We start from the raw sequence: 22675 nt of genomic DNA, 5'->3' as shown, positions 1-22675 counted from the left end.
TCGGCGCATTCTCGCTGCTGGCGCTCCTGCCCGAGCTCGGCAAGCGCTCACCCAAGGCAATCGCCGCGCTCGTCGGCCTTGCCCCGTTCGACAACAAGAGCGGCAAGCTCAACCGCAGGAGCCAGATTCAGGGCGGGCGATCACGTGTGCGCCGCGCCCTCTACATGGCAGCCCTCACTGCCATTCGAACCTGTGAGCGCTTCAAGACCTTCTACACCGCACTTGCTGCACGGTCGGGCTCCAAGAAGCTCGCTATCATCGCCGTCGCAAGGAAGCTCCTGGTCGTCCTCAACGCTATCATTCGCGACAAAACCGCATTCGCGTGAACACAGTTGCCATTCCGTGACTTGGAAGCGCCGCCTCGGTGCAGAATTTTGCTCCGTTGCGAGCCTTGGCGAAGGTAACGGCATGGATTCCAGGGTCTTCGCGACGGAGCTTCGCTCCTGCTCCGCCCTGGAATGACGATCGCGATGGGCGTTTCGGCCAATCCCCAACGCACCTGCCAACGCAAACAGCCGACCGATCAAAATCCCTGTGCAGAGCGTTGCTTCAGAAGAATTGTGGTTTACCAATCCCGGCGTCGCCATCCAGCCGCCCTTGACGGCGGATCGCGATGACCGCGACCGACCATGACGATCAAGAATGAACTTCGGCCATTTAAAGAGCCGGACCTAGCCGGACAGGGCTTCCGTCATAGAAACGCGACAGTCGAAAACGGCTGAGGTCGTGCCCGGTGTCATTTCCCTGGATCATGTCGCAGACGACGCGGCCGATGCCAGGCCCGATACCGAATCCGTGGCCGCTCATGCCGGTCGCGACGAAAAGACCGCCGATCGCCTGGACCCGATCCACGACGGGGACGACGTCGGGCATGGCGTCGATCATGCCGCCCCAGCCGGCCTTCAGGCGAACCGTCTCGAACCGGGGGAAAAGCTGTTTGAAATTGCGCTCGATCGAGCGAAGCTTTGCCGGCTCAGGGGCTGGGTTGAGCACGCGCATTCTTTCGAAAGGGCTTGAGGAATCCGGCGCCCAATCGCGCGGCGTCGACCAGCCATCCGGGTAGCCTGACGGAGCGAACGGGAAATAGCGCGTGCCGAACGGATTGTCCCTGAGGGCGGGAATATACTTGGTGAAGTGCCGGAATGCGTCAGGCCCCAGAGCGTATATCCGCCATCCTGCCTGCGCCTGAAAGCGATGTGGTCGTCGGCGGCCGCGCCTCGATAGACCTCAGGCATGGGTTCTGTGGCGGCCGCGGTAACGCGGACGCTGAGCTGGGGGATGGCTACGCCATGTCTCGCCAGGAACAGGGACGACCAGGCGCCGCCCGCGACCAGCACGGTTGAGGTCTCGATATATCCCGCCTCGGTCCAAACGCCCTTGATCCTGCCGGCTGCGATCTCGAGGGTGCGCGCCGCGCAATTCTCCACGATCCTGACGCCCTTTCGCGTGGCAAGCCTGGCAAGCGCCGGCACCGCCAACCAAGGTTCCGCGCGCATATCGGAAGGTGTCGTCATCGCGCCCTTGAACCTGCGCGACATGCCGGTGATGAGTTTTGCGGTCTCGTCGGCGCCCAGGAGGCGTGTGTCGAGCTCATGGATCGCGGCGATCCTCATGAATTCTTCGAACTTGGCCATATCCTTGTCGGCGTTCGCCAGGTAGGTCACGCCTGTCTGGTTGAGCCCGATGTCCTCGCCGCATTCCTCGGCCAGTTGCCGCCATAGGCGAATGGCCTCGATGACGATCGGCAGCTCATCCGCGTCCCGTCCCTGCTTTCTGATCCACCCCCAATTGCGGGAGGACTGTTCGGCCGCAACGCGGCCTTTTTCCAGCAGCGTCACCGGAATGTTTCGGGAAGCAAGGAAGAGGGCCGTCGTTACGCCGATGATGCCGCCGCCGACGATCACCACCTCCGAAGCCTTCGGCGGAGGACCGGGGTACTGAATTGGATCCGCTTCGGTGAACGGGAATGTCGGCAAATGGCGCACCCGGAAGGACTGGTTGACGGTTCTGGCTTACCGGTTGTCGCCGTCCAGCATCAGGAGCAGCCGAAGGCTGACCGTTGTCCCACGGCAGTCGCCCGGAATGAGTCAGTGACGAAGCTGTTGGATTAGCCCCCCTATACCGGCGCTCCGGCCACCGACCCTCGCACCACCAGATCCACCGGCCAAACCTCACCGCGAGCCCCCTCTTCCAACCCCGATATCCGCGCCGCGAGCCGTTCTGCGACACGCGCGCCGGCGAGGCGGATCGAGGAGCGTGTCGTCGACAGCGGCACCGGGAAATTCTCCGGCCGCAGCCAGGGGAAGACGTCGTCATGGGCGACCAGCGAGAGATCGCCCGGAATGGTGAGGCCGAGATCGCGCACGGCGCGCACCACACCCAGCGCCATGATCAGGCTGGAGCAGACGATCGCCGTCGGCGGCTCAACCTCCTCGAGCAGGCGGCGAGCGGCGCGGTAGCCGTTTTCCTCGGTCATCGCCACGGAGTGGATGTGGCGCTCGCCGAGCGCCAGCCCGTTCGCGGCAAGCGCGCGGCGCATGCCGCGCTCACGGTGGATGGCGAAGGTCTCGCGCTCGTTGCCGTTGATCAGCGCCAGGCGCTTGTGGCCGAGCTGGATCAACAGCCTCGACGCTTCGTGGAAGGCGCCCTCATTGTCGATGTCGAGATAGGGATAGTCGAAATCGAAGCCCTCGCTGCGGCCGTGGACGATGAAAGGGATGCCCAGCGTGTTGACCAGCGCCAGCCGCTTGTCGGCCGGCCGCGGCGAGGACAGGTAGACGGCGTCGACCTGGCGGTTGGCGACGATGCGCCGGTAGGTCGTTTCCTCATCGTCGGCATCGGCGGGCGAAAGCACAAGATCGAGCTCGTGCGCACGGGCATAGTCGCCGAGGCCGGAGAGGAATTCGACGAAGTGGGGATCGATGTCGACAGCGGCCCCGGTCGGCAGCACATAGCCGATCATTCCCGACTTGCCGGTGGCGAGCCGGCGCGCGCTGGGGTTGGGCCGGTAGCCATGGCGCTTGGCGGCGTCCATAACCCGGCGCCGGGTCTCCTCGTTGACCTCGGGGTAGCCGTTCAGCGCCCGGCTCACCGTGGTCTGCGAGAGCGACAGCATATGCGACAGCTGCTTGAGGTTCATCGGAGGCCTCCAGCCTCAAAGCGCTTTCAATTTTGAATCGGTCTGACGATTGTTGGCGAGATCATCAAGCATGACGACCTTAGAGGCCAGACAGCGTCGTTTGAAGCAAAATTGCTGCTGCAGCGCCAAAAAAGCATGCTGCGCTGCACTTTTTTCGCTTAATCTTCTCCTACTTAAATCGATTAATGACGTCGCCCACTTGACTCCAAGGCGATTCAATGGCGAGATCAAAATAGCCAAAGCGCTTTGGAAGTCTCTTCGAAAGGTTGCGGTTGCCCTTTCGCTGAGTCACAGTTCCGCGGCGTCGGCGGACGAAATGGAGGTTTCGTCCTTTTTGTGATCACTGGGAGGACTTGCGATGAAGAAAATGCTTCTCTTGGGTGCGGCATTCGCGGCACTCACCCTCAGCCTGCCGGCGCAAGCCGAACTGAAGTTCAAGCCGGGCGAGGATTCGAAATTTCATTGGGCCAATTACGACGACCTCAAGAAGGTCGACCTCAAGGGCGAGACGCTGACGATCTTCGGGCCGTGGCGCGGCGAGGACGAGGCGCTTGTCCGATCCGTTCTCGACTATTTCCAGGAAGCGACCGGCGCTGAGGTGAAATATTCCTCGTCCGAGAATTATGAGCAGCAGATCGTCATCGACACCCAGGCCGGCAGCCCGCCCAACATCGCCGTCCTGCCGCAGCCGGGCCTCATCCAGGATCTTGCTTCCAAGGGCGTGCTGACCCCGCTGGGCGACGACGTCGCGGCCTGGATCAAGGAAAATTACGCCGCCGGCGACTCCTGGGCCAAGCTCGGCACGTATACGGGCAAGGACGGGAAATCGGGCTTCTATGCCTTTCCCTACAAGATCGACGTGAAGGGGCTCGTCTGGTACTCGCCCGACAATTTCGACGAGGCCGGCTACAAGGTGCCGAAGACCCAAGAAGAACTCGCCGATCTGGAGAAGAAGATCGTCGCCGACGGCGGCAAGCCCTGGTGCATCGGGCTGGGTTCGGGCGGCGCCACCGGCTGGCCGGCGACCGACTGGGTCGAGGACATCATGCTGAGGACGCAGCCGCCGGAAGTCTACGACAAGTGGGTGAAGAACGAGATTCCGTTCACCGACCCGGCCGTTGTCAACGCCATCGACATCTTCGGCAAGATCGCCACCGACGACAAGATGGTGGACGGCGGCGCCAAGGCGGTCGCGGCGACCGACTTCCGCGACAGCCCGAAGGGCCTCTTCACCGTGCCGCCCAAGTGCTACATGCACCACCAGGCATCGTTCATCCCCTCCTTCTTCCCGGAAAACGTGAAGCTCGGCCAGGACGCCGACTTCTTCCCCTACCCGCCTTACGCCTCCAAGCCGGAACTGGGCACGCCGCTGGAAGTGGCCGGCACGCTGGTGATGATCACCAAGGATTCCAAGGCCTCGCGCGAGTTCATCAAGTTCCTCGAGATGCCGCTCGCGCATGAATTGTGGATGGCGCAGAAGAGCTTCGTCACCCCCTTCAAGGCGGCCAACAAGGAGGCCTATGGCAGCGACGCGCTGAAGAAGCAGGGCGAGATCCTGGTCGGCGCCACGACGGTCCGGTTCGACGGATCCGATCTGATGCCGGGCAAGATCGGCGCGGGTTCGTTCTGGACCGGCATGGTCGACCTGGTGGGCGGCAAGTCCGCGCAGGACGTCGCCGCCGACATCCAGAAAAGCTGGGACGGCATCAAATAGCATCCTGAAATCTTCCTAATTCTCCTACTGGACCCGGGCTACGGCCCGGATCCGACCGGCGGTCCGCGCCGGAAGCCTTCGCGTTTCGATTGTTCCGAATAACCGAAAGTCGGTGCATCCGATCGCCAGCCTCGGCCGGCCGGTCATGCGCAGGGAGAGGGACCCATGGCGGCTCAGATTTTCTCGGCCATATTCGTCATCATCATCGGCGTCGGCGGCTGTGTCGCCTATTTCTGGGGCGCCAACAAACTGCTCGATCTCGTCTTCCCGTCACGCGGCGTCTCGGGCACCGCCGCCGTCGACAATTTGCGCCGGCAGGGAATGGTGCGGCCCTGGCTGTTCGTCGGCCCGGCGATGATCATCCTCGCCATCTACCTGATCTACCCGGTGATCGCGACGCTGTGGCTCTCCTTCTTCGACCGCGGCGGCACCAATTTCGTCGGGCTCGCCAATTATGAATGGGCGGTCAGCGATCATGATTTGCGCAATTCGATCTTCAACAACATCCTGTGGCTGGCCGTGGTGCCGGCTGCCTGCACCTTCCTCGGCCTGATCATCGCCGTGCTCACCGACAAGATCTGGTGGGGCACCATCGCCAAGAGCCTGATCTTCCTCCCGCTGGCGATCTCCTTCGTCGGCGCCAGCGTGATCTGGAAATTCATCTACGAGTATCGCGGCGAGGGCCAGGTGCAGATCGGCCTGCTCAACGCCATCATCCAATATTTCGGCGGCCAGCCGCAGGTTTGGATATCGCTGCCGTTCTGGAACAATTTCTTCCTGATGATCATCCTGATCTGGATCCAGACCGGCTTTGCGATGGTCATCCTGTCGTCGGCGCTGCGCGGCATTCCGGAAGAGACGCTGGAAGCGGCCGTGATCGACGGCGCCAACCCGTTCCAGATCTTCTGGAAGATCATGGTGCCGCAAATCTGGGGCACGATCGCCGTGGTGTGGACAACCATCACCATCCTGGTGCTGAAAGTGTTCGACATCGTGCTGACCATGACCAACGGCCAGTGGAATACACAGGTGCTTGCCAATCTGATGTTCGACTGGATGTTCCGCGGCGGCGGCGATTTCGGCCGCGGCGCGACCATCGCCATCATCATCATGATCGCGGTCATCCCGATCATGGTCTGGAACATCCGCCAGGCCAACAAAGAGACGGGAGGGCACTGAGATGGCGACCAAGACCGGAAAGTCCTTTGTCGGCCGCTTCGGCGTCCATATCGCCGTGCTCGTCTTCGTGGCGATCTGGACCATCCCTACCCTCGGCATCCTCGTCTCGTCGCTGCGCGACAAGGACCAGATCGTCGCCTCCGGCTGGTGGAACTCCTTCGCCAGCTCCAGCCAGAGCGAGGCGGGACGGCTGCCGGGCGCATCGGCGCAAACCCAGAAGGACGGCAAATACGTCATCGAAGGCAATATCTTCGGCGATGGCCCCAAGCGCGAGATCAGCGCCTTCGGCGTCAAGTCCTCCGCGCCGACGCAGTACAAGGCGGGATCGGTTGCCGACCTCGATGATGGCGTCACGCTGCAGATGAATGCCGACGGCGGCTTCGTGCTGTCGTCACCGAAGGCCTTCGAGGGCGACCGCGGCCAGCGCGTTTATTTCGCCTCCTCGGCGCCGCCGAAATTCACCACGGACAACTACGATGCGGTGCTGTTTTCCGAAGGCATCGGCCGCTCGTTCATGAACTCGCTGACGGTGACCATCCCGGCGACGATCATCCCAATCCTGATCGCAGCCTTCGCAGCCTACGCGCTGGCCTGGATGCGCTTTCCCGGACGGCCGCTGCTGATCGCGGTGATCATCGGCCTTCTGGTGGTTCCGTTGCAGATGTCGCTGATCCCGCTGCTCAGGCTCTATAACGGGGTCGGCGCCTTTTTCGGCGTGCCGTCCAAGACCTATCTCGGCATATGGCTGGCACATACCGGCTTCGGCCTGCCTTTCGCCATCTACCTGCTGAGGAGCTATATCGCCGGCCTGCCGCGCGAGATCATGGAATCGGCACGCATTGACGGCGCCAGCGACTTCGAGATCTTCGTCAAGATCGTGTTGCCGCTGTCCTTCCCGGTGCTTGCCTCCTTCGCCATCTTCCAGTTCCTGTGGGTATGGAACGATCTGCTGGTGGCGATGGTTTTCCTCGGCACGGCGCCCGATCAGATCGTGCTGACGGCCAAGCTCAACGCGCTGCTCGGCTCGCGCGGCGGCAAGTGGGAGATCCTGACCACATCGGCGTTCATCACCATCATCGTGCCGCTGTTCGTGTTCTTCTCGCTGCAGCGCTATTTCGTCCGCGGGCTGCTTGCCGGCTCGGTGAAAGGAGGTTGAAGACATGCAATCGGCTTTGAAGGCGACGTCGCAGCCAGACCCGGCCGTCGACCGCGACTGGTGGCGGGGCGCGGTGATCTACCAGATTTACCCGCGCTCCTATCAGGACTCCAACGGCGACGGCATCGGCGACCTGAAGGGCATTGTTCAGCGCCTGCCCTATATCGCTTCGCTCGGCGTCGATGCCATCTGGATCTCGCCCTTCTTCAAATCGCCGATGAAGGATTTCGGCTACGACGTGTCGGATTATTGCGACGTCGACCCGATGTTCGGAACGCTCGCCGATTTCGACGCACTGGTGACGGAAGCCCATCGGCTGGGGCTTAAGGTGATGATCGACGAGGTGCTGTCGCACACCGCCGACATCCACCCCTGGTTCAAGGAAAGCCGTTCCAGCCGCAACAATCCGAAAGCGGACTGGTATGTGTGGGCGGACGCAAAACCCGACGGCACGCCGCCCAACAACTGGCTGTCAATCTTCGGCGGCTCGGCCTGGCAGTGGGACACCAGCCGCCAGCAATATTACATGCACAATTTCCTAGCCGAGCAGCCCGACCTCAACTTCCACAACGCAGAAGTTCAGGACGCGCTGCTCGACATCACCCGCTTCTGGCTGGAGCGCGGCGTTGACGGCTTCCGCCTCGATACGATCAATTTCTACTTCCACAGCCAGGGGCTGGAGGACAATCCGCCGCTGCCGCCGGAACAGCGCAACGACCAGACGGCGCCGGCGGTCAATCCCTACAATTATCAGGACCACATCTACGACAAGAGCCGGCCGGAGAATCTCGGCTTCCTGGAGCGCTTCCGCGCTCTTCTGGACGAATATCCGGCGCAGGCGGCCGTCGGCGAGGTGGGCGATTCCCAGCGCGGCCTGGAGGTGGTCGCCGCCTACACCGCCGACGGCAAGCGCGTGCATATGTGCTATTCCTTCGACTTCCTGGCGCCGGAGAAGATCAGCGCGGCGAAAGCGCGCGCGGTGCTGGAGGCCTTCGGCACGGTCGCCAGCGACGGCTGGTCGTGCTGGGCCTTCTCCAACCATGACGTGATGCGGGTCGCCTCGCGCTGGGCCGCCAACGAGGCGGATCCGATCGCCTATCTGAAGGTGATCTCGGCGCTTTTGATGTCGCTGCGCGGCTCGGTCTGCATCTATCAAGGCGAAGAGCTCGGCCTTGGCGAGGCGGAGCTGAAGTTCGAGGACCTGCAGGATCCCTACGGCATCCGGTTCTGGCCGGAGTTCAAGGGTCGCGACGGCTGCCGCACGCCGATGGTTTGGGACGCGGCCGCCAAGAATGGCGGTTTCTCGACCGCCAAGCCGTGGCTGCCGGTGCCGGGCAAGCACCTGTCGCAGGCGGTCAACGTGCAGCAGGGCGAGGCAAGCTCGCTGCTCGAACATTACCGCCGCTTCCTCGCCTTCCGGCGCCAGCATCCGGCGCTGACCAAGGGCGACATCAACTTTATCGAAAGCGATGGCGACACCGTCGCCTTCACGCGCCGCGAGGGCAATGAGCGGATCGTCTGCGCCTTCAATCTCGGCAGCAAGCCCTCCGAGGTCGATCTCGGCAAAGGTGCGCTGCAACCCTTGCCCGGGCACGGCTTTTCGGGACAGACTGGCAGCGGGCCGGTCCGCCTCGGCGGCTACGGCGCCTGGTTCGGACGCATCGACTGAACTTCTAAAACAGGGATCAACGGGAGAAGAAAAACATGGCCGATGTCACGCTCAACCAGGTGAAGAAATCATACGGCAACCTCAACATTCTCCACGGCATCGACCTCGATATCAAATCAGGCGAGTTCATCGTCTTCGTCGGGCCGTCGGGTTGCGGCAAGTCGACCTTGCTGAGGTCGATCGCCGGCCTCGAGGAGATCACGTCGGGCGAGCTGAAGATCGACGGCGAGGTGGTGAACGACGTGCCGCCGTCGAAGCGGGGCATCGCCATGGTGTTCCAGTCCTATGCGCTCTATCCGCATATGACGGTTTACGACAACATGGCCTTCTCGATGAAGATCGGCAAGGAAAGCAAGGCCGAGATCGACAAGCGCGTGCGCCAGGCGGCGGAGATCCTGCAACTGACCAAATATCTCGACCGCCTGCCCAAGGCGATGTCGGGCGGCCAGCGCCAGCGCGTCGCCATCGGCCGCGCCATCGTGCGAAACCCGAAGGTGTTCCTGTTCGACGAGCCGTTGTCGAATCTCGACGCAGCACTGCGCGTCGCCACCCGCATCGAGATCGCCAAGCTCAAGGAATCGATGCCGAACACCACCATGATCTACGTCACGCACGACCAGGTCGAGGCGATGACGCTGGCGGACCGCATCGTGGTCTTGAAGGAAGGCGTTATCGAGCAGGTCGGCACGCCGATGGAACTCTACAAGCGGCCCGGCAACCTGTTCGTCGCCCAGTTCATCGGCTCACCGGCCATGAACATATTGCCGGCAAAGATCGAGAAGGCCGGCAATCCGACCGTGGTCAGCCATGTCGGCGGCCGCAAGGCGACGGTGCCGATCGCGACGCCGGCCTCGGCCAATGGCGCGGCGGTCAGCTTCGGCGTACGGCCGGAGGATCTCGCGATTGCCACAGGCGCGGACTTTCTGTTCGAAGGCAAGGTCGACTATATCGAGCAGCTCGGCGAGGTTCAGCTCGTCTATATCGATATCGGCCGCGCCGACCTGCCGCTGGTTGCCAAGCTGCCGGGCAATGTCGAGGTCAAGCGCGGCGAGACGCTGCGGCTCAACGCCGGCGCCGGCGATCTGCACATCTTTGACGCCGACGGCCATTCCTTCACGCTGCATCGCGAGGAAGCAAAGGCTGCCTGACGCTAGAGAGTTTCACCGTTTCGCCGAAACGGCGAAACTCTCTATCTCTTTGTTTTCACGCAATTCCGGACGGAAAACCGCTTACACTTTTCCTGGAATTGCTTTATCGGCAGGCTGGCTTTCCCGGCAAAAAAGAGAGCGGCGGGCCTGGCCCGCCGCTCTCTCTTTCAAATCACAGTCGGCTGTCAACGGTTGCCAAAGTGGTCGCGGTCGGCACCCTGAGGCGCCGACTTCTGCACGTCGCGCGACGAGTTCAGCAGCTTGTAGACAGGCGAGTCGGTGCCGATCGACGACGTAGGGGTGGTATCGACCGCCGGGGCCGGCTGGTTGACGCCACTGTTGTTGTAATTGTCGCTGCCCGCAAAAGCAGCGCCGGAAACGGCCAGCAGGGCGGCCGTGGCAAGAACGATCTTCTTCATTTCAGTGCTCCTGAATCTTGTGATCCGACCGATGCGGCGGGCGAGCCCGCCGCCGGTTCAAGGTCAGCTGTTAGTTGTTGCCGAAAAGGTTGTGGTCGGCGCCCGTCGTGGCAGGCTGCTGAGTGGCCGGCGCAGACTGGCGGACCGCAGCCGTGTAGGACGAGTCGACCTTGGCCGCCGCCTGATTGGCTTCATTCGGGTTGTAATGGTCGCTACCAGCAAAGGCGCTGCCAGAAATTGCCAGAAGGGCTGCGGCAGTGAGAACAATCTTTTTCATTTTTGCTACTCCAGTATCTTTATTCAGTCCGTCTAGCGGCGTGTCTTGGGAATGAAATCGCGTCGTTCGGACAGCGCTGATTTGGGTGAGCCGAGGGCAGGATTCCAATCACGAAGTTTTTCCGTCTGGACCATGATTCCGCATCTTGAAGTTTTGATAAGCATGCCTATGACCTTATTTTTATCGTATCTAATCAATGACTTATGCGAATTTGACCGTTGACTCACCAAATGTATCGGAGCGCCAACGTTCACAGCGTCCTGCACGCACCGTCAACAGAAACGAACCGTTCAGTTCGATTTTAGAATCTCCTAATAGTCACTTTTCGATACTATTAACCATCATACCCCCGTTCCACAGACCGATTCGGCCCCCTCCATGACCGTGTTCAGACTGAAGGCCAGCGGGCATTCGCGCCGGGAGGGTCGCGGTCGCCCTGCTTGTCGGCGCCCAAAAATCGGGGCTCGAACCGCGAATTGAACGCCAAATGGTCGAGATGGCGCCGTTATGGCTTGCCTTGCCAAGCAAGGATCGAGTGTTTACAGGCGTTGTCCTGGGGTCAGGGCAACGATTACGACCGGCGCAGCCGCCGGCCGGAATTGCAGAGCGGGGGTCAAGGACATGCCTCTTTCCGACGTCTACGCCGTTGCGAGCCGGGACATCGTTTTCGAATCTTTCGATGGCGAAGCTGTCGTGCTCGACCTCTCAAACGGCAAATATTTCGGCTTCTCCGATTCCGGCAGCAAAGTGTGGCAGGCGCTTTCCTCGGGTGTCGGCACCGAAGCGCTGATCCGATCGGCCGCTGGCAGAATCGACGCCGCCGCGATCGAGGCATTCATTACGCAGCTGGTCGAGTTCGGGCTGCTGGCGCCTTCCAGCGCAACGCCGCTGCCGTCATTCGACGATTTGCCGGCGGCGCTGGCGGCGGCGAGCGAACCGCTCCACGTCAGTGTCCATGACGACCTTGCCGACTTGATCATCGTCGACCCGATCCACGAAGTCGAGGAGCCGCTCGGCTGGCCGGCTGTCAAGCAGGTTTCCTGAACCGGCGAAGGGCCAGGGCGGCCGGAACAGACCATGCCACATGTGACGCTCGAGACCCTGCCGGACTATGCCCGCTTTCTCATCGCCGCTGCCGAAGGCGCGGCCGGACAGTTTCCGGTCCGGCGTGCTGTCCGCCTGCCAGGCCTGGAATTGATCGCGCATCTCGATCCCGGCGCGCTCGCGGGTGCCCTTGGCCAGGCCTTCATCGAAGCCGAAGGCGATCCGCGGGACTCCCGCCAATGCCGTATCTTCATCGGCCATCCAGGCATCGGCGACATGCCGAAACCGGCAAGCTGGGACGATGCGCATTTCACCGAGCACGGCTTTGCCCGGAAACTTGCGGAGGCAGGGCTGCGCGGCCATCATTACCACGATCTGGATTTCTGGCAGGTCTACGATCCCGCCCGACGGATCGGCGTCCAGTTGATGCGGTCTCCCGACGCGTTTCCGCCTTGGGAGCAGGGGTCGCCGCTGCGCGCCTTCCTGCACTGGGAATACGCCGCGCGCGGCATGCGCCTTGCCCATGCCGGCACGCTGGGCCTCGACGGCAGGGGCGTGCTGCTGGCAGGCGCCGGGGGTGCGGGAAAATCCGGAACCGTCGTTGCAGGACTGCTCAACGGGCTGGACAGCGTCGGTGACGATTACGTGCTGATCGATCTTTCCGGCGGCGTGACAGCGCGACCGCTGTTTTCGATCCTGAAGCAGGATCCGCCGGGTTTCGCCCGGCTCGGGCTGGAAAGGCGGCTGGGAACCGGCCGCCCGCTCAACTGGCAAGGCAAGCATGCCTTCCACATTCACGAGATCGCGCCCCGGCCAGTAGGTGAGAGTCTGGACATTTGCGCGTTGCTGGTGCCACATGTCAGCGGCGGAAAGACAAGTTCGATCGCACCGATTTCGCGCAAGGATGCCATCATCGCGCTGGCGCCGTCCGGCATCGCCCAGATGCCTGGCGAACGCGAAAGCGGTTTTCGCTTCTTCAGCGATCTGACCCGGCTACTGCCATGCTACCGGATTTCACTTGGGTCACGCCCAGGAGAAATCGCCGCTACGATTGCGGATTTCCTTGTCCGGAGCGCCCGGTGAAGTTGAGCGTGATCATGCCTGTCTACAACCGCGAGCGCTATGTCGTTGCGGCATTGCGTTCGCTCATCAGGCAGCGCGACGCCGCCGATCTCGACATCATCGTCATCGATGACGGCTCGACGGATGGATCGGCCCAAGCGGTGCGCGCGATGATGGACGAAGCATCTTGTATCCGGCTGTTTCGGCAGGAAAACATGGGCGTGACCCGGGCGCGCAACAGCGGGCTCAGCCGGCTCAAGCCGGAGACGGAACTGGTGTCCTTTCTCGATTCGGACGACATCTCGCCAGCCGGGCGCTTCGCGGCGGATCTGGACCTTTTCAGGCGCGATCCTTCTCTCGAGCTCACCTATTCCAGGATGATGCTGGTCGACAGGATCGACGACGAGACGCTGGAGCCGACCCGCGACAGCACCAGCATCACGGTTCGCGGCATCCATCTCTCGGCGGCGATCTTCTCGCGCCGTCTGGTCGACCGGATCGGCGCTTTCGACGAGGACTTCGTCCAGGCCGAGGATACGGACTTCCTGCTGCGCAGCTTTGAGGTCGGCCCCCGATGCGCGCTTCCGGACACGCTGGCGCTTTATTACCGGCGGCACGCCGGCAACATGACAAGGCAGCAAGATGTCCAGTCGCGCGAGTTCATGCGCGCGATCTACAAGTCGATGAAGCGGCGCAGGGCCAACCCTTCGCTCAAGCCGATCGAAGGCATCTTCGAACTGAAGAAACTCGCGGACTGGCAGTTCATGTGATGAGCGCATACGGCGTCGTCATTCCGGCCTACAACGCCAGCGCCACGATCGCGGAGACGCTGCGATCGGTGGCGGCGCAGACGTTGCGGCCCGAACTGGTCGTGGTGGTCGACGACGGCTCGACCGACGATCTCGCCGGCGCGATCAGCGGCATCGACCTGCCGCTCAGGCTTTTGCGCCAGGACAATGCCGGACCCGGCAGCGCGACCACCCGCGGCATCGCCGCGCTGTCGACGCCCTTCGTGGCCACGCTCGATGCCGACGACCTTTGGCTGCCTGGAAAGATCGCGGCGCAGCTTGCCCATCTCGAACGGCTTCCCGGCGTATCCGGGGTCTTCACCCGTATGCGCGCCTTCCGCGACGGAGAGCCCGACGCAATGGCCCCGACCGCAACCCCCGGCTGGTCGCGCTCGACGATGCTGATGCGCCGGGAGACCGCGGAGAGCGTCGGCCCGATCGTCGATCCGCCGGGCGGCCGCGGCGAGATGATCGACTGGATCGCCCGCGCGCGGGAAAGCGGTTTTGTCCTCGACATGATGCCTGATGTCCTGGCGCTGCGGCGCATCAGGCCGGGGAGCCTGTCCTATGGGCGCGACGCGGCACGCGACCGCGGTTACCTGGAAGTGGCACGCCTGGCCATGCTGCGACGGGCACAAAGCAAAGCCAGCTCCCGCTAATGGCGAAGATCCGTCGCATCGGCAGGCGTTTTCCAGACTATGGCTGGTCCTGGCCGACTGGCTCGCTCGACCAGTTGCTCAAGGCAGCACTTCTGCCCGACGAAGAGGCGGCGCGCCTTTGCGCCGCCGGCTGGCTGAACGAGAACGACATCGACCACGTCTCCTTCCGGGAACACCGGTTGCTTGCCGCGATTTCCGACAGGTTCGGACGCAAGCTTGCCGGCAACGCCGCTTATCCGCGCCTAGTCGGCCTGCAAAAGATGCTATGGACCAAGTCGCGCATGGCCATGCGCGAGGCCGAGCCCGCACTGAAGGCGATGGTCGATGCCGGCTGCACGGTGATGTTGATCAAGGGCGCCAGCCGCATCGCGCTCGATGCCGCCGCGCAGCGCGGGCGCGTGGCGCATGACATCGATATACTGGTGCGGCCAGGCGATATGCAGCCGGCCTTCGATGTGTTGCGTGACCGCGGCTGGCAGATCGCCAGCGGTGTTTCCCCGCAATATCTGCGCGCACGGCTGGGATCGCTGCGCTCGATGAATTTCTTCAAGGGCAATTACGGCGACATCGACCTGCATCAGCTTGCCTATGACGGGTCGCAGCAGAACACTGAGGACGACCTCGCCATCTGGCGCCGCGCGATTGCCGCCAAATTCAGCGACGTCAGCGTGGTCGTCCCCTCGACCGCCGACCGCATCGCGCTCGCCATCGCGCATGGCGGCCTCGACGCACATACGCATAGCGACTGGCTGGTCGATTGCACCGTGGCCATCAAGGGCGGCACTGTCGACTGGACCATATTCCTCGATGTCATCGCCAGGCGCAGTCTCGCCGTCGCCGCGGCGGTGGCGCTTTCCTATCTTGCGCTGGAGATCGGCATCGCTGTGCCGGAGGACGTGCTGGCCAAGGTGGTGGACATGGCTGACCGGCGCGGCGCGGCGCGGCTGTCGTCGGTTCTGCAGGCCAAGCCGCGCACCGATTTCGGCGCGCTGACCTGGCTGTCGCGGGGATTTGCAAAACAGTTGCGCCTGCAGCGCAAGAAAGGCCGGCTGAAGCAGACCGAGCCCGACATCGTGTGGCGCGGCAAGTCCGTGACGACCAAGGCCATAGGCGAGCCTGCCGCATTTGTGCTCTCGCAACCCCTGGACGGACCGCAGGGCGAGGCCAGCGAGGTGATGCTCGATCTCATCGTTCGCATCGTCGTCCCGCCGGTCAGGCGACGCATCGAGATGGAGATCAATACGGGCGACCGGCACGTGGCCCGGCTGCGCTCGATGTCGATCAGTCGTTCCGGCGGGGAGCGGATGCTGCGCTTTCGCGGCAAGGTGAAGCTTGAGGGGACAGGACGGGCCCTGGTGCTGGAGGCTCGGCCGTCACGCCAGTTTCGCGTCTGGGACAACGAGCAGGCCGTCGCCAGCTACGGCGCGCTGCCTTTCCAGCTCGTTTCGGCGAAATTCTCTCCGACCGGCTGACATCAGCGCAACAGTCCGGGACGGCTCAAGGGCCTGGGGTAATCAGCTTCAGGGAGGGGAAATAGGTTCGATATCGGCCGATATCGCGGGTCAGAAGTGGAAGATGGCCGACCGCAGCGTGCGCACCAATGAAGAAGTCCGGCAAAACACCAGTCTTTTGTCCTCCTGACCGGTGGTACTGTGTAAATACCTTTCCGGCAAGGAAAAGAGCGGCCCTCGGCATGGGAGCCATTTCAAGACCGGCCGCATCGAGAAAAGCGTCAAGATCCTCGATGCGGGCGTAGCGTACGGCGAGCTCGGCATAGACCGCATCGTTGATAAACAATGGTCCGTTGAGGCTCGCCGCCTCAAGCTGAGCAACCGACCAATCTGCCCAGTTTGGATCGTCAGTAACAAGGTCAAGCAGGACGTTGGTGTCGATGAGCGTCACGCTTCACCACGCGTCAGCGCCATGATCGCGTCGGTCGTAAGCCCCTCGCCGGCATGGCCGCGCAACTTGGCGAAGCGGCTCGCCGTTTGCTTTCTGTCGACACGAGCAAGCACTACGCTCCCATCGGCGGCGCGCCGGAAATCGACCCTGCTTCCCGGGACGATCCCCAACAGATCGCGGACCGGTTTTGGAATGGTGACCTGTCCTTTTGACGTAACGGTGGTGGCCATCTTCGCTCCTCAGTAATACCAATTGTAAGCAAGGTATTACCTTTTCGGTCGAATTTCAACGGGCTTCTGTCAAACTCCATAGCGCTCGGTGCGGATAATCCCCGCCGGAACGCCGGCGCCAATCAGGGCATCAGCGGCGGCCGAGACGAAGGCGTTCGAGCCGCAGACATAGGCGAGCCTCGGTGCCTTCGGCAGGCGCTCGATGGCTTGCGCCATCATGCGGGCGTCGACGCGCCGGGAATAGTCGGGCGGCCGCCTCGCCGGCTCGCGGGTCAGCGTCAGCACCAGATCGAAACCGTCGCGGCGATCGTCGAGACCGATCAGCTCGTCGCGGAAAATCACCTCGTCCCAGACCCGCGCCGAGAACACCAGCACAACGGGTACCGCCGTGTTGCGCAGCGTGCGATGGCGCACCATCGCCATCAGCGGCACGACGCCCGAGCCGCCGCCTACCAGAAGGATCGGCCCGCCGTCGCTCTCCTCCCAGATGAAATGGCCGCCCAACGGCCCGCGCAGCTCGATCTCGTCGCCGACGGCAGCCACGTCGTGGAAGAAGGGCGAGACCTCGCCGTCGTCGAGCCGCTCGATCGCGAGCTCGACGACGGCACCTGCTTCGGGCGCCGAAGCTATGGAATAGGATCGGCGCGCCTGATAGCCGTCCGGCGCCGTCAGCCTGATGTCGACATGCTGTCCGGCCAGATGGGCGAAGGGCCGCATCGGCTGAAACCAGAAGCTGGTGACGCGCGGCGTGCGCTTTTGGATGCGGGTGATCGTGGCTGCCTGCCAGGGCGATTGCGGCGACGGCTCGGCACTCATCGATTGCTGCTCACAGATCGCCTCTCACGGGTCACTGGAATAGCGCTGCTCGCGCCAAGGGTCCCCATACATGTGATAGCCGCGCAGCTCCCAGAAGCCCGGCTCGTCGCGCTCGGTGAACTGCAGCCCGTTCACCCATTTGGCCGATTTCCAGAAATAGAGATGCGGCACCAGAAGCCGGGCCGGCCCGCCATGATCAGGCGTGATCGGCTTGCCTTCGTAAAGCAGCGCCACCATCGCCTTGCCGGTGACGAGGTCCTTGGTCGGCACATTGGTGGAATAGCCGTCAAACGACAGCGCCAGCGTGTAAGCCGTCGGTGGCTCGATGCCGGCATCGGCGAGGATGTCGTCGATCATCACACCTTGCCAGGGCGTGTTGAACTTGGTCCAGGCCGTCACGCAATGGATGTCGCGCGTCATCTTGCTTTGCGGCAGCGCGTTGAATTCGGCCCAGTTCCATGTCTTGAGCGGTCGGGGCCCCCGCTTGAGGGTGAAGGACCAGTCCTCGGTACGCACCCGCGGCGTCGGCCCCGCCGACAAAACCGGGAAACCCTGCTCCAGATACTGGCCCGGCGGGATGCGCGTGTCGGTGTCGGAAGGAGGACGCCGTCCGGAAAAGAAGCCACGCGTAACCATCGAGACATCCCTTGCGCCGGATTTGGTCGATCGCGGGGAGTGTTCTCGAAGACGCTCTGGGGAGCAACAGAAATCTTGCAGACAGAGCCTGCCGCAGACGCCGGCAGGCTCTGTCGAGGCCCTCGTCAGCCGGCGGCGAAGGGAACGGCGACGAATATCTGCGCGTCACCGCGATCGATCAGCAAGAGCACCGACTTCTTGCCGGACTTGCCGGCCTCGGCGATCGCCTGGTTGGCCTGCCTGGCCGTCTTCACCGGCGTCTGGTCAACGCCGACGATGACATCGCCGGGCTGGATGCCGGCGGCCGATGCCGCCTTGTCCGGATTGACCCGCTCGACCACCGCGCCGCGCTGGCTCTGGGAAAGGTTGAGCTGGTCGCGGATATCGGGCGTGAGGTCGGTCAGGCCGAGGCCGAGCGAGGGAACGCGCAAGCCCTGTTCGGCCGACGGGCTGCGGCCTTCATTGCCGTTCGAGGCCGTCTTCTGATCGTCAGCGTTGCGGCCGACATCGGCGGAAATCTCCATCGCCTTGCCCTTGCGCCAGATATTGACGGTTTCCTTGGCGCCCGGCGACACGTCGGCTACGGCGCGCGACAGATCCTTCGGATCCTTGATCTCCTGGCCGCCGAAGCCGGTAATGACATCGCCGGTTTCAATGCCGGCCTTGGCCGCCGGCGACCCGTCGATGACCTGGGAAACCAGCGCGCCGCCCGGATGATCAAGGCCGATGGCGCTGGCGACATCCGGGGTGACCGGCTGGATCTGGACGCCGAGATAGCCGTACTCGATGTCGCCGCCCTTCATCAGCTTGGCGACAACTTTCTGGGCCTGGTCCGACGGGATGGCGAAGCCTACGCCGACGCTGCCGCCATTGGGCGAGTAGATGGCGGTGTTGATGCCGATCACATTGCCATGGATGTCGACCAGCGGGCCGCCGGAATTGCCGTGGTTGATCGGCGCGTCGATCTGGATGAAGTCGTCGAACGGCCCGCTATGCAGGTCGCGGCCGCGCGCCGAGACGATGCCGGCGGTGACCGTGGTGCCGATGCCGAACGGATTGCCGATCGCCAGCACCTGGTCGCCGGTCATCAGCTTGCTGGAATCGCCCCATTTGACGGTCGGCAGCGGCTTGTCGGCCTTGATCTTGAGCACCGCCAGGTCGTTCTTGGCGTCGTGTCCGACGAGCTTTGCGGGAAGCTCGGTGCCGTCGTCGAGCGTCACCTTGATCGAGCTTGCACCGTTGACGACATGGTTGTTGGTGACGATCGTGCCGTCGGCGCCGACGATGAAGCCGGAGCCGAGCGCCTCGGCGCGCTGCCCCTGTTGCTGCGGCGGCGTGCGCGGCATCGGCATGCCCTGATCGCCGAAGAACTGCTGGAAGAACTGGTCGAAGGGCACGTTGCCGCCAAGCGGCGAGCCATCGTCCTGGGCCTGCGCCTTAGTGACCGAGGTGATGGTGACGACGGCCGGCTTGGTGACGGCGATGACAGGCGCGAAGGAGCCGTTCGGAGCGGTAATGCCGGCGACCGGCGTCTGCGTCGTCGCGGCCACGGTGCTCAGGCCGGCACTGTTCTGGGCGAAGGAACCGATAACGGGAGAAATGATCAGCGCAGCGCCCAACAGGGCCGCGACGCGATGTCTGCGAAGAATGTTCATGGGTGACATGGTCGTTTCTGTCCGGGCGAGAGGTTGATCCGGCGCCCCGGATGGTTCTCGAAGCACGCATCCGTTGGCGTGTCGGCGACCGGGATTGCCTGCCTCGCCTTGCATGGCAGCCGGCCGGATCGACAATCAGGATTTAGGGTGCGGAATGGCCTGAATCAGGGCCTTTGGATGACCTTACGAAGATTTAATTCAGAGAGCGCTTACGAACCGCTCTCTCCGGCGCAGATAAGCGGAGGCGATCTCACGCATTCGCTGGCCGGTAAAACTCGGGCCATGGCCGCCATGGCCGATGCGGATCGGCAGGTCGAGCAGGCGCCGCATGGTGCGGCAATAGGCCGTGCGGTCCGAATCCGGCAGATCGTCGATCAGCATGCCGTCATAGATGGCATCGCCGGCGAGGAAGAGGCCATCGGCCTCGTCGAAAAGCGCGATCGAATCCGGCGAGTGTCCAGGCAGATGCAGCACACGGAATTTGCGGTCGCCGAGATCGACGATGTCGCCTTCGTCGAGCGCACGCGTCAGCGGTGCTGAGGGAATCCGGTAATCGGCCGCCTTCCAGTCCGGCGCCGGCAGTTTCGAGACGGCGCCGTCGAGATTGTGGAACATGTAGGCGTAAGTGACAGCATCATCCATGACGTCGAACCGCGCCGCGCTCATCCTAGGCCCCAGGCGCAGCGGGAATTCATGCAGCGAGCCTACATGGTCAAGATGGACGTGCGTGGCGACGACGATGAGCGGCTTGCCGGGCGGCGTGTCGATCTCAGGCGCCAGCGGACGGATGCCCATGCCGGTATCGACCAGCAGATCGGCGTCGCGGCCCTTCAAATGCCACATGTTGGCGCGCACGAAATCATGCACGAAGGGTTCGGTCAGCATCGTCGTGCCGGCATCGACTTTCGCCTTGCCGAACCAGTCGCCAACCGCAAGCTCGGGGATCGAGCCGCCGCCCATCAGACGAAGGGCTTCCCGACCTTGTATTTTTCGGGCACCAGCCGCTTCAGATAGGCCATGCCGGCTTCCGAAAGCTGGTTGACGTCCGGCTTCATGAAATCGTCGGGCATATGGCGGGTCTTGCCGGCCACCGCCTCCAGCGGCACCTTCTTCAACACCGTCTTCGACCCGTCATATTGCAGCGCGACCGAGCCGCCGCCTTCGCCTGCGACAGCAACCGCGAAAGCGCCGGCGTCGAAGGCTTCCTTGGCGTCCACGGCGCTGATCGCGCCGACATAACCGCGCGGCATGTAACCCAGCGCGTCGACCCGCGCGCGCTTGCCGGGCAGGCCCTCGGCCAGGGCCCGTTCGAGCGCCGCCGGCAGGTCGCTGCCCGACAGTTTGACATTGCCATGCTGGTCGCGCTCCAGCTTTTCCGGCGGCACCAGGCTTTCGACCAGCGCCTTGCCGTCGGCGGTGCTGACGCCTTCCGAGACGGCGACGATGCAGCGCTTGTGGCGGTCCAGCTTTTCGCGAACCTCATCGATGAAGCGCTTCGCCGAGAACGCGCGCTCCGGCACATAGATCAGATGCGGGCCGCTGTCGGGATCGAGCTGCCAGGCGGCCGCGGCGGCGGTGAGGAAGCCGGCGTGCCGGCCCATGACGATGCCGACATAGATGCCGGGCAGCGCGCGGAAATCGAGGTCGACGGAGAGGAAGGCGCCGGCGACGAATTCGGCCGCCGAGATGAAGCCCGGTGTGTGGTCGTTCTCCTCAAGGTCGTTGTCGATGGTCTTGGGCGCATGCACGAAGGCGATCGAGCCGCCGGCGGCATCGGTCAGGATCTGCTGCGTGCCTGAGGTGTCGTTGCCGCCGATATAGATGAAGGCGTCGGCGCCGGCTTTCTTCAGGCCGTTTAGGATAACCTCGCAATAGGCGGCGTCCGGCTTGTCGCGGGTCGAGCCGAGGGCGGCGCTCGGCGTGCCGGCGATCAGCCGCAGCCGGTCCTCGGGAATGGCGGAGAGATCGACATAATTGCCATCGCGGATGCCGCGCACGCCATGGAGCGAGCCCAGCACCTTGGCGCCGGGATGGCGCTTGCGGACTTCCAGCGTGGCGCCGACGACCGTCTGGTTGATGACGGCGGTCGGGCCGCCGCCCTGCGCGATGACGAAGGTTCCAGCCATGCTCGATTTCTCCCGAAGCGAAGGTTTTCAGGTACCTTGGCCTGTCTTGCGGCATCGCGCAACGGAAGAAACGGGATCTCGAAGAGGCAGCCAGACAGGTCGCCTGGAAAGATCAGACCACGACGACCGGGTTCTTCTTGGAAACGCGACTGTAGAGGTCGATAATGTCCTGGTTGATGAGACGCACGCAGCCCGACGACATTGCCTGCCCGATGCTCCACCATTCGGGCGAGCCGTGGATGCGGTAGCCGGTGTCCTTGCCGTTCTGGTAGATATAGAGCGCCCGGGCGCCCAGCGGATTCGTGAGCCCGCCGGGCTGGCCGCCTTGCCATTTCACCAGTTCGGGCTTGCGCTGGATCATTTCCGGCGGCGGCGTCCACACCGGCCATTCGCGGCCGTACTGGATATTGGCGCGGCCCGACCAGCGGAAGCCATCCTTCCCGATGCCGACGCCGTAGCGGATGGCATCGCCGCCCGGCTGGACGAGATAGAGCATGCGCTCCTGCAAGTGGACGACGATGGTGCCAGGCGCCTCGCCGGTCTTGTCGACGACGATCTGGCGGCGGAACTGCGGCTTGACCTTCTGCCACGGCACCTCCGGCACCTGGAAGCCGCCGTCGGTGAGCGAGGCATACATGACGTCCGGGCCGGTAATGTTCTTGTCGACGCTGATCGCCGGACGCATCGGCGGCACGGAACCGGTGACGGTGTTGTCGAGCTGTATTTGCGGCAGGTCGAGCGTGTCGGTGGTGCTGCAGCCGGCAAGGCCGAGCAGCGCCATGGCGCCGGCGCCGGAAAGCACGGCGCGGCGGGAAAGCTGAATTTCGGTATCGATTGCGGCGCCGTTGGAAGGCGGCGTCAGACGTTGCGGCAACTCGCGCATGCACAAACCCTACGCTGCCGGCGGGGGTCCGGCCGGATCGCAGGCATTTTCGCCATTCATCGTTGAAAAAGGGTGAAAGAGCCCGTGCCGGGCTTAACCCTAACGGATCGTTATGGCGGTAGATGAGCCGCCGGTCCGGGCGCTGAAGATTTTTCCGACAGCCCCTTTACATT

General features: G+C 63.4%; 23 protein-coding genes and 1 pseudogene. 11 read left to right on the top strand and 13 right to left on the bottom strand.

All coding sequences use genetic code 11. From position 1 onward, the window contains the following. A partial coding sequence (locus tag CK219_RS18630) for a transposase (protein ID WP_141245370.1) occupies positions 1–326 on the top strand: 326 nt, incomplete at its 5' end. Between the two features lie 331 nt (positions 327–657). On the opposite strand, the pseudogene CK219_RS18625 reads toward CK219_RS18630, so the two are convergent. From CK219_RS18625 to CK219_RS31280, 3 genes and pseudogenes are all read right to left on the bottom strand, one after another. After that, positions 658–1976 (bottom strand): annotated as a pseudogene (locus tag CK219_RS18625) (FAD-binding oxidoreductase). Positions 1977–2116: 140 nt separating this feature from the next. Continuing rightward, positions 2117–3139, bottom strand: a complete 1023-nt coding sequence (locus CK219_RS18620) for a substrate-binding domain-containing protein (protein ID WP_095768192.1) — start codon at positions 3137–3139, stop codon at positions 2117–2119. 15 nt (positions 3140–3154) lie between these two features. Beyond that, positions 3155–3379: a hypothetical protein gene (locus CK219_RS31280; RefSeq protein ID WP_141245375.1), complete on the bottom strand. Its 225-nt coding sequence runs from the start codon at positions 3377–3379 to the stop codon at positions 3155–3157. Positions 3380–3497: 118 nt separating this feature from the next. Here CK219_RS31280 and CK219_RS18615 point away from each other — a divergent pair, with 118 nt between their 5' ends. The 5 genes from CK219_RS18615 (at position 3498) to ugpC (ending at position 10005) form a co-directional block, all read left to right on the top strand. Further along, on the top strand, positions 3498–4853 hold the full coding sequence (locus CK219_RS18615; RefSeq protein WP_095768191.1) for an ABC transporter substrate-binding protein: 1356 nt from the start codon (positions 3498–3500) through the stop codon (positions 4851–4853). Between the two features lie 165 nt (positions 4854–5018). Beyond that, positions 5019–6032: a sugar ABC transporter permease gene (locus tag CK219_RS18610; protein WP_095768190.1), complete on the top strand. Its 1014-nt coding sequence runs from the start codon at positions 5019–5021 to the stop codon at positions 6030–6032. A 1-nt stretch (position 6033) separates the two neighbouring features. Continuing rightward, positions 6034–7188 carry a carbohydrate ABC transporter permease gene (locus tag CK219_RS18605; protein WP_095768189.1) on the top strand — a complete coding sequence of 385 codons (1155 nt, stop codon included), beginning with the start codon at positions 6034–6036 and terminating at the stop codon, positions 7186–7188. Between the two features lie 4 nt (positions 7189–7192). Continuing rightward, a complete protein-coding gene (locus CK219_RS18600) occupies positions 7193–8857 on the top strand; it encodes an alpha-glucosidase (protein ID WP_095768188.1) in 1665 nt (554 codons plus the stop codon). 35 nt (positions 8858–8892) lie between these two features. After that, positions 8893–10005, top strand: coding sequence for a sn-glycerol-3-phosphate ABC transporter ATP-binding protein UgpC (gene ugpC / locus CK219_RS18595; RefSeq protein ID WP_095768187.1), 1113 nt, complete (start codon positions 8893–8895; stop codon positions 10003–10005). A 185-nt stretch (positions 10006–10190) separates the two neighbouring features. Here ugpC and CK219_RS18590 read toward each other — a convergent pair whose 3' ends face one another. Both CK219_RS18590 and CK219_RS18585 read right to left on the bottom strand, forming a co-directional pair. Continuing rightward, on the bottom strand, positions 10191–10424 hold the full coding sequence (locus tag CK219_RS18590; protein WP_095768186.1) for a DUF680 domain-containing protein: 234 nt from the start codon (positions 10422–10424) through the stop codon (positions 10191–10193). Positions 10425–10494: 70 nt separating this feature from the next. Beyond that, positions 10495–10701 carry a DUF680 domain-containing protein gene (locus CK219_RS18585; RefSeq protein ID WP_095768185.1) on the bottom strand — a complete coding sequence of 69 codons (207 nt, stop codon included), beginning with the start codon at positions 10699–10701 and terminating at the stop codon, positions 10495–10497. Positions 10702–11322: 621 nt separating this feature from the next. Here CK219_RS18585 and CK219_RS18580 point away from each other — a divergent pair. Genes CK219_RS18580 through CK219_RS18560 form a run of 5 tightly spaced genes read left to right on the top strand, consistent with a single transcriptional unit; the run spans position 11323 to position 15726 of the window. Next, a complete protein-coding gene (locus tag CK219_RS18580; RefSeq protein WP_095768184.1) occupies positions 11323–11745 on the top strand; it encodes a PqqD family protein in 423 nt (140 codons plus the stop codon). Positions 11746–11778: 33 nt separating this feature from the next. Continuing rightward, complete coding sequence (locus CK219_RS18575; protein WP_095768183.1) at positions 11779–12828, top strand: serine kinase; 1050 nt, start codon at positions 11779–11781, stop codon at positions 12826–12828. Continuing rightward, a complete protein-coding gene (locus tag CK219_RS18570; RefSeq protein WP_095768182.1) occupies positions 12825–13577 on the top strand; it encodes a glycosyltransferase family A protein in 753 nt (250 codons plus the stop codon). Before CK219_RS18575 ends, CK219_RS18570 begins: the two co-directional genes overlap by 4 nt. After that, the gene (locus tag CK219_RS18565; protein ID WP_095768181.1) at positions 13577–14254 is read left to right on the top strand and encodes a glycosyltransferase family A protein; all 678 of its coding nucleotides are present in this window, start codon (positions 13577–13579) and stop codon (positions 14252–14254) included. The genes CK219_RS18570 and CK219_RS18565 overlap by 1 nt, the downstream gene beginning before the upstream one ends. Continuing rightward, positions 14254–15726 (top strand): nucleotidyltransferase family protein, encoded by a 1473-nt coding sequence (locus CK219_RS18560; protein ID WP_095768180.1) that lies wholly within the window; start codon positions 14254–14256, stop codon positions 15724–15726. The genes CK219_RS18565 and CK219_RS18560 overlap by 1 nt, the downstream gene beginning before the upstream one ends. A 25-nt stretch (positions 15727–15751) precedes the next feature. Here the strand turns inward: CK219_RS18560 and CK219_RS18555 are convergent, their stop codons facing one another. The 8 genes from CK219_RS18555 to CK219_RS18520 all read right to left on the bottom strand — a co-directional run bounded on the left by CK219_RS18555 (position 15752) and on the right by CK219_RS18520 (position 22400). After that, positions 15752–16156, bottom strand: a complete 405-nt coding sequence (locus tag CK219_RS18555; RefSeq protein ID WP_095768179.1) for a type II toxin-antitoxin system VapC family toxin — start codon at positions 16154–16156, stop codon at positions 15752–15754. Further along, the gene (locus tag CK219_RS18550; protein WP_095768178.1) at positions 16153–16386 is read right to left on the bottom strand and encodes an AbrB/MazE/SpoVT family DNA-binding domain-containing protein; all 234 of its coding nucleotides are present in this window, start codon (positions 16384–16386) and stop codon (positions 16153–16155) included. Before CK219_RS18550 ends, CK219_RS18555 begins: the two co-directional genes overlap by 4 nt. Before the next feature lie 69 nt (positions 16387–16455). Next, positions 16456–17202, bottom strand: coding sequence for a ferredoxin reductase (locus CK219_RS18545; RefSeq protein WP_095768177.1), 747 nt, complete (start codon positions 17200–17202; stop codon positions 16456–16458). 24 nt (positions 17203–17226) lie between these two features. Then, the gene (locus CK219_RS18540) at positions 17227–17838 is read right to left on the bottom strand and encodes a sulfite oxidase-like oxidoreductase (RefSeq protein ID WP_095768176.1); all 612 of its coding nucleotides are present in this window, start codon (positions 17836–17838) and stop codon (positions 17227–17229) included. Between the two features lie 125 nt (positions 17839–17963). Next, the gene (locus tag CK219_RS18535; RefSeq protein ID WP_095768175.1) at positions 17964–19502 is read right to left on the bottom strand and encodes a DegQ family serine endoprotease; all 1539 of its coding nucleotides are present in this window, start codon (positions 19500–19502) and stop codon (positions 17964–17966) included. Positions 19503–19691: 189 nt separating this feature from the next. Then, the gene (locus CK219_RS18530; protein WP_095768174.1) at positions 19692–20453 is read right to left on the bottom strand and encodes an MBL fold metallo-hydrolase; all 762 of its coding nucleotides are present in this window, start codon (positions 20451–20453) and stop codon (positions 19692–19694) included. Further along, positions 20453–21619: a diphosphate--fructose-6-phosphate 1-phosphotransferase gene (locus CK219_RS18525; protein ID WP_095768173.1), complete on the bottom strand. Its 1167-nt coding sequence runs from the start codon at positions 21617–21619 to the stop codon at positions 20453–20455. The genes CK219_RS18530 and CK219_RS18525 overlap by 1 nt, the downstream gene beginning before the upstream one ends. A gap of 112 nt (positions 21620–21731) precedes the next feature. Beyond that, on the bottom strand, positions 21732–22400 hold the full coding sequence (locus CK219_RS18520; protein ID WP_245340522.1) for a L,D-transpeptidase: 669 nt from the start codon (positions 22398–22400) through the stop codon (positions 21732–21734). Positions 22401–22675 lie beyond the last annotated feature (275 nt).

Origin of the sequence: Mesorhizobium sp. WSM4313 (assembly GCF_002294725.1) — a bacterium.
In the GTDB taxonomy this organism is placed as follows: Bacteria; Pseudomonadota; Alphaproteobacteria; order Rhizobiales; family Rhizobiaceae; genus Mesorhizobium.
The sequence above is the reverse complement of the archived record's forward strand: the minus strand, read 5'-3'. Positions and strand labels throughout refer to the sequence as shown.

Excerpts from the sequence above, each read along its gene's own strand:
- CK219_RS18620 (WP_095768192.1), bottom strand. The coding sequence starts at position 3,139 with ATGAACCTCAAGCAGCTGTCGCATATGCTGTCGCTCTCGCAGACCACG.
- CK219_RS18615 (WP_095768191.1), top strand. The coding sequence starts at position 3,498 with ATGAAGAAAATGCTTCTCTTGGGTGCGGCATTCGCGGCACTCACCCTC.
- CK219_RS18610 (WP_095768190.1), top strand. The coding sequence starts at position 5,019 with ATGGCGGCTCAGATTTTCTCGGCCATATTCGTCATCATCATCGGCGTC.
- CK219_RS18605 (WP_095768189.1), top strand. The coding sequence starts at position 6,034 with ATGGCGACCAAGACCGGAAAGTCCTTTGTCGGCCGCTTCGGCGTCCAT.
- CK219_RS18600 (WP_095768188.1), top strand. The coding sequence starts at position 7,193 with ATGCAATCGGCTTTGAAGGCGACGTCGCAGCCAGACCCGGCCGTCGAC.
- ugpC (WP_095768187.1), top strand. The coding sequence starts at position 8,893 with ATGGCCGATGTCACGCTCAACCAGGTGAAGAAATCATACGGCAACCTC.
- CK219_RS18590 (WP_095768186.1), bottom strand. The coding sequence starts at position 10,424 with ATGAAGAAGATCGTTCTTGCCACGGCCGCCCTGCTGGCCGTTTCCGGC.
- CK219_RS18585 (WP_095768185.1), bottom strand. The coding sequence starts at position 10,701 with ATGAAAAAGATTGTTCTCACTGCCGCAGCCCTTCTGGCAATTTCTGGC.
- CK219_RS18580 (WP_095768184.1), top strand. The coding sequence starts at position 11,323 with ATGCCTCTTTCCGACGTCTACGCCGTTGCGAGCCGGGACATCGTTTTC.
- CK219_RS18575 (WP_095768183.1), top strand. The coding sequence starts at position 11,779 with ATGCCACATGTGACGCTCGAGACCCTGCCGGACTATGCCCGCTTTCTC.
- CK219_RS18565 (WP_095768181.1), top strand. The coding sequence starts at position 13,577 with ATGAGCGCATACGGCGTCGTCATTCCGGCCTACAACGCCAGCGCCACG.
- CK219_RS18560 (WP_095768180.1), top strand. The coding sequence starts at position 14,254 with ATGGCGAAGATCCGTCGCATCGGCAGGCGTTTTCCAGACTATGGCTGG.
- CK219_RS18550 (WP_095768178.1), bottom strand. The coding sequence starts at position 16,386 with ATGGCCACCACCGTTACGTCAAAAGGACAGGTCACCATTCCAAAACCG.
- CK219_RS18545 (WP_095768177.1), bottom strand. The coding sequence starts at position 17,202 with ATGAGTGCCGAGCCGTCGCCGCAATCGCCCTGGCAGGCAGCCACGATC.
- CK219_RS18540 (WP_095768176.1), bottom strand. The coding sequence starts at position 17,838 with ATGGTTACGCGTGGCTTCTTTTCCGGACGGCGTCCTCCTTCCGACACC.
- CK219_RS18535 (WP_095768175.1), bottom strand. The coding sequence starts at position 19,502 with ATGTCACCCATGAACATTCTTCGCAGACATCGCGTCGCGGCCCTGTTG.
- CK219_RS18530 (WP_095768174.1), bottom strand. The coding sequence starts at position 20,453 with ATGGGCGGCGGCTCGATCCCCGAGCTTGCGGTTGGCGACTGGTTCGGC.
- CK219_RS18525 (WP_095768173.1), bottom strand. The coding sequence starts at position 21,619 with ATGGCTGGAACCTTCGTCATCGCGCAGGGCGGCGGCCCGACCGCCGTC.
- CK219_RS18520 (WP_245340522.1), bottom strand. The coding sequence starts at position 22,400 with ATGGCGCTGCTCGGCCTTGCCGGCTGCAGCACCACCGACACGCTCGAC.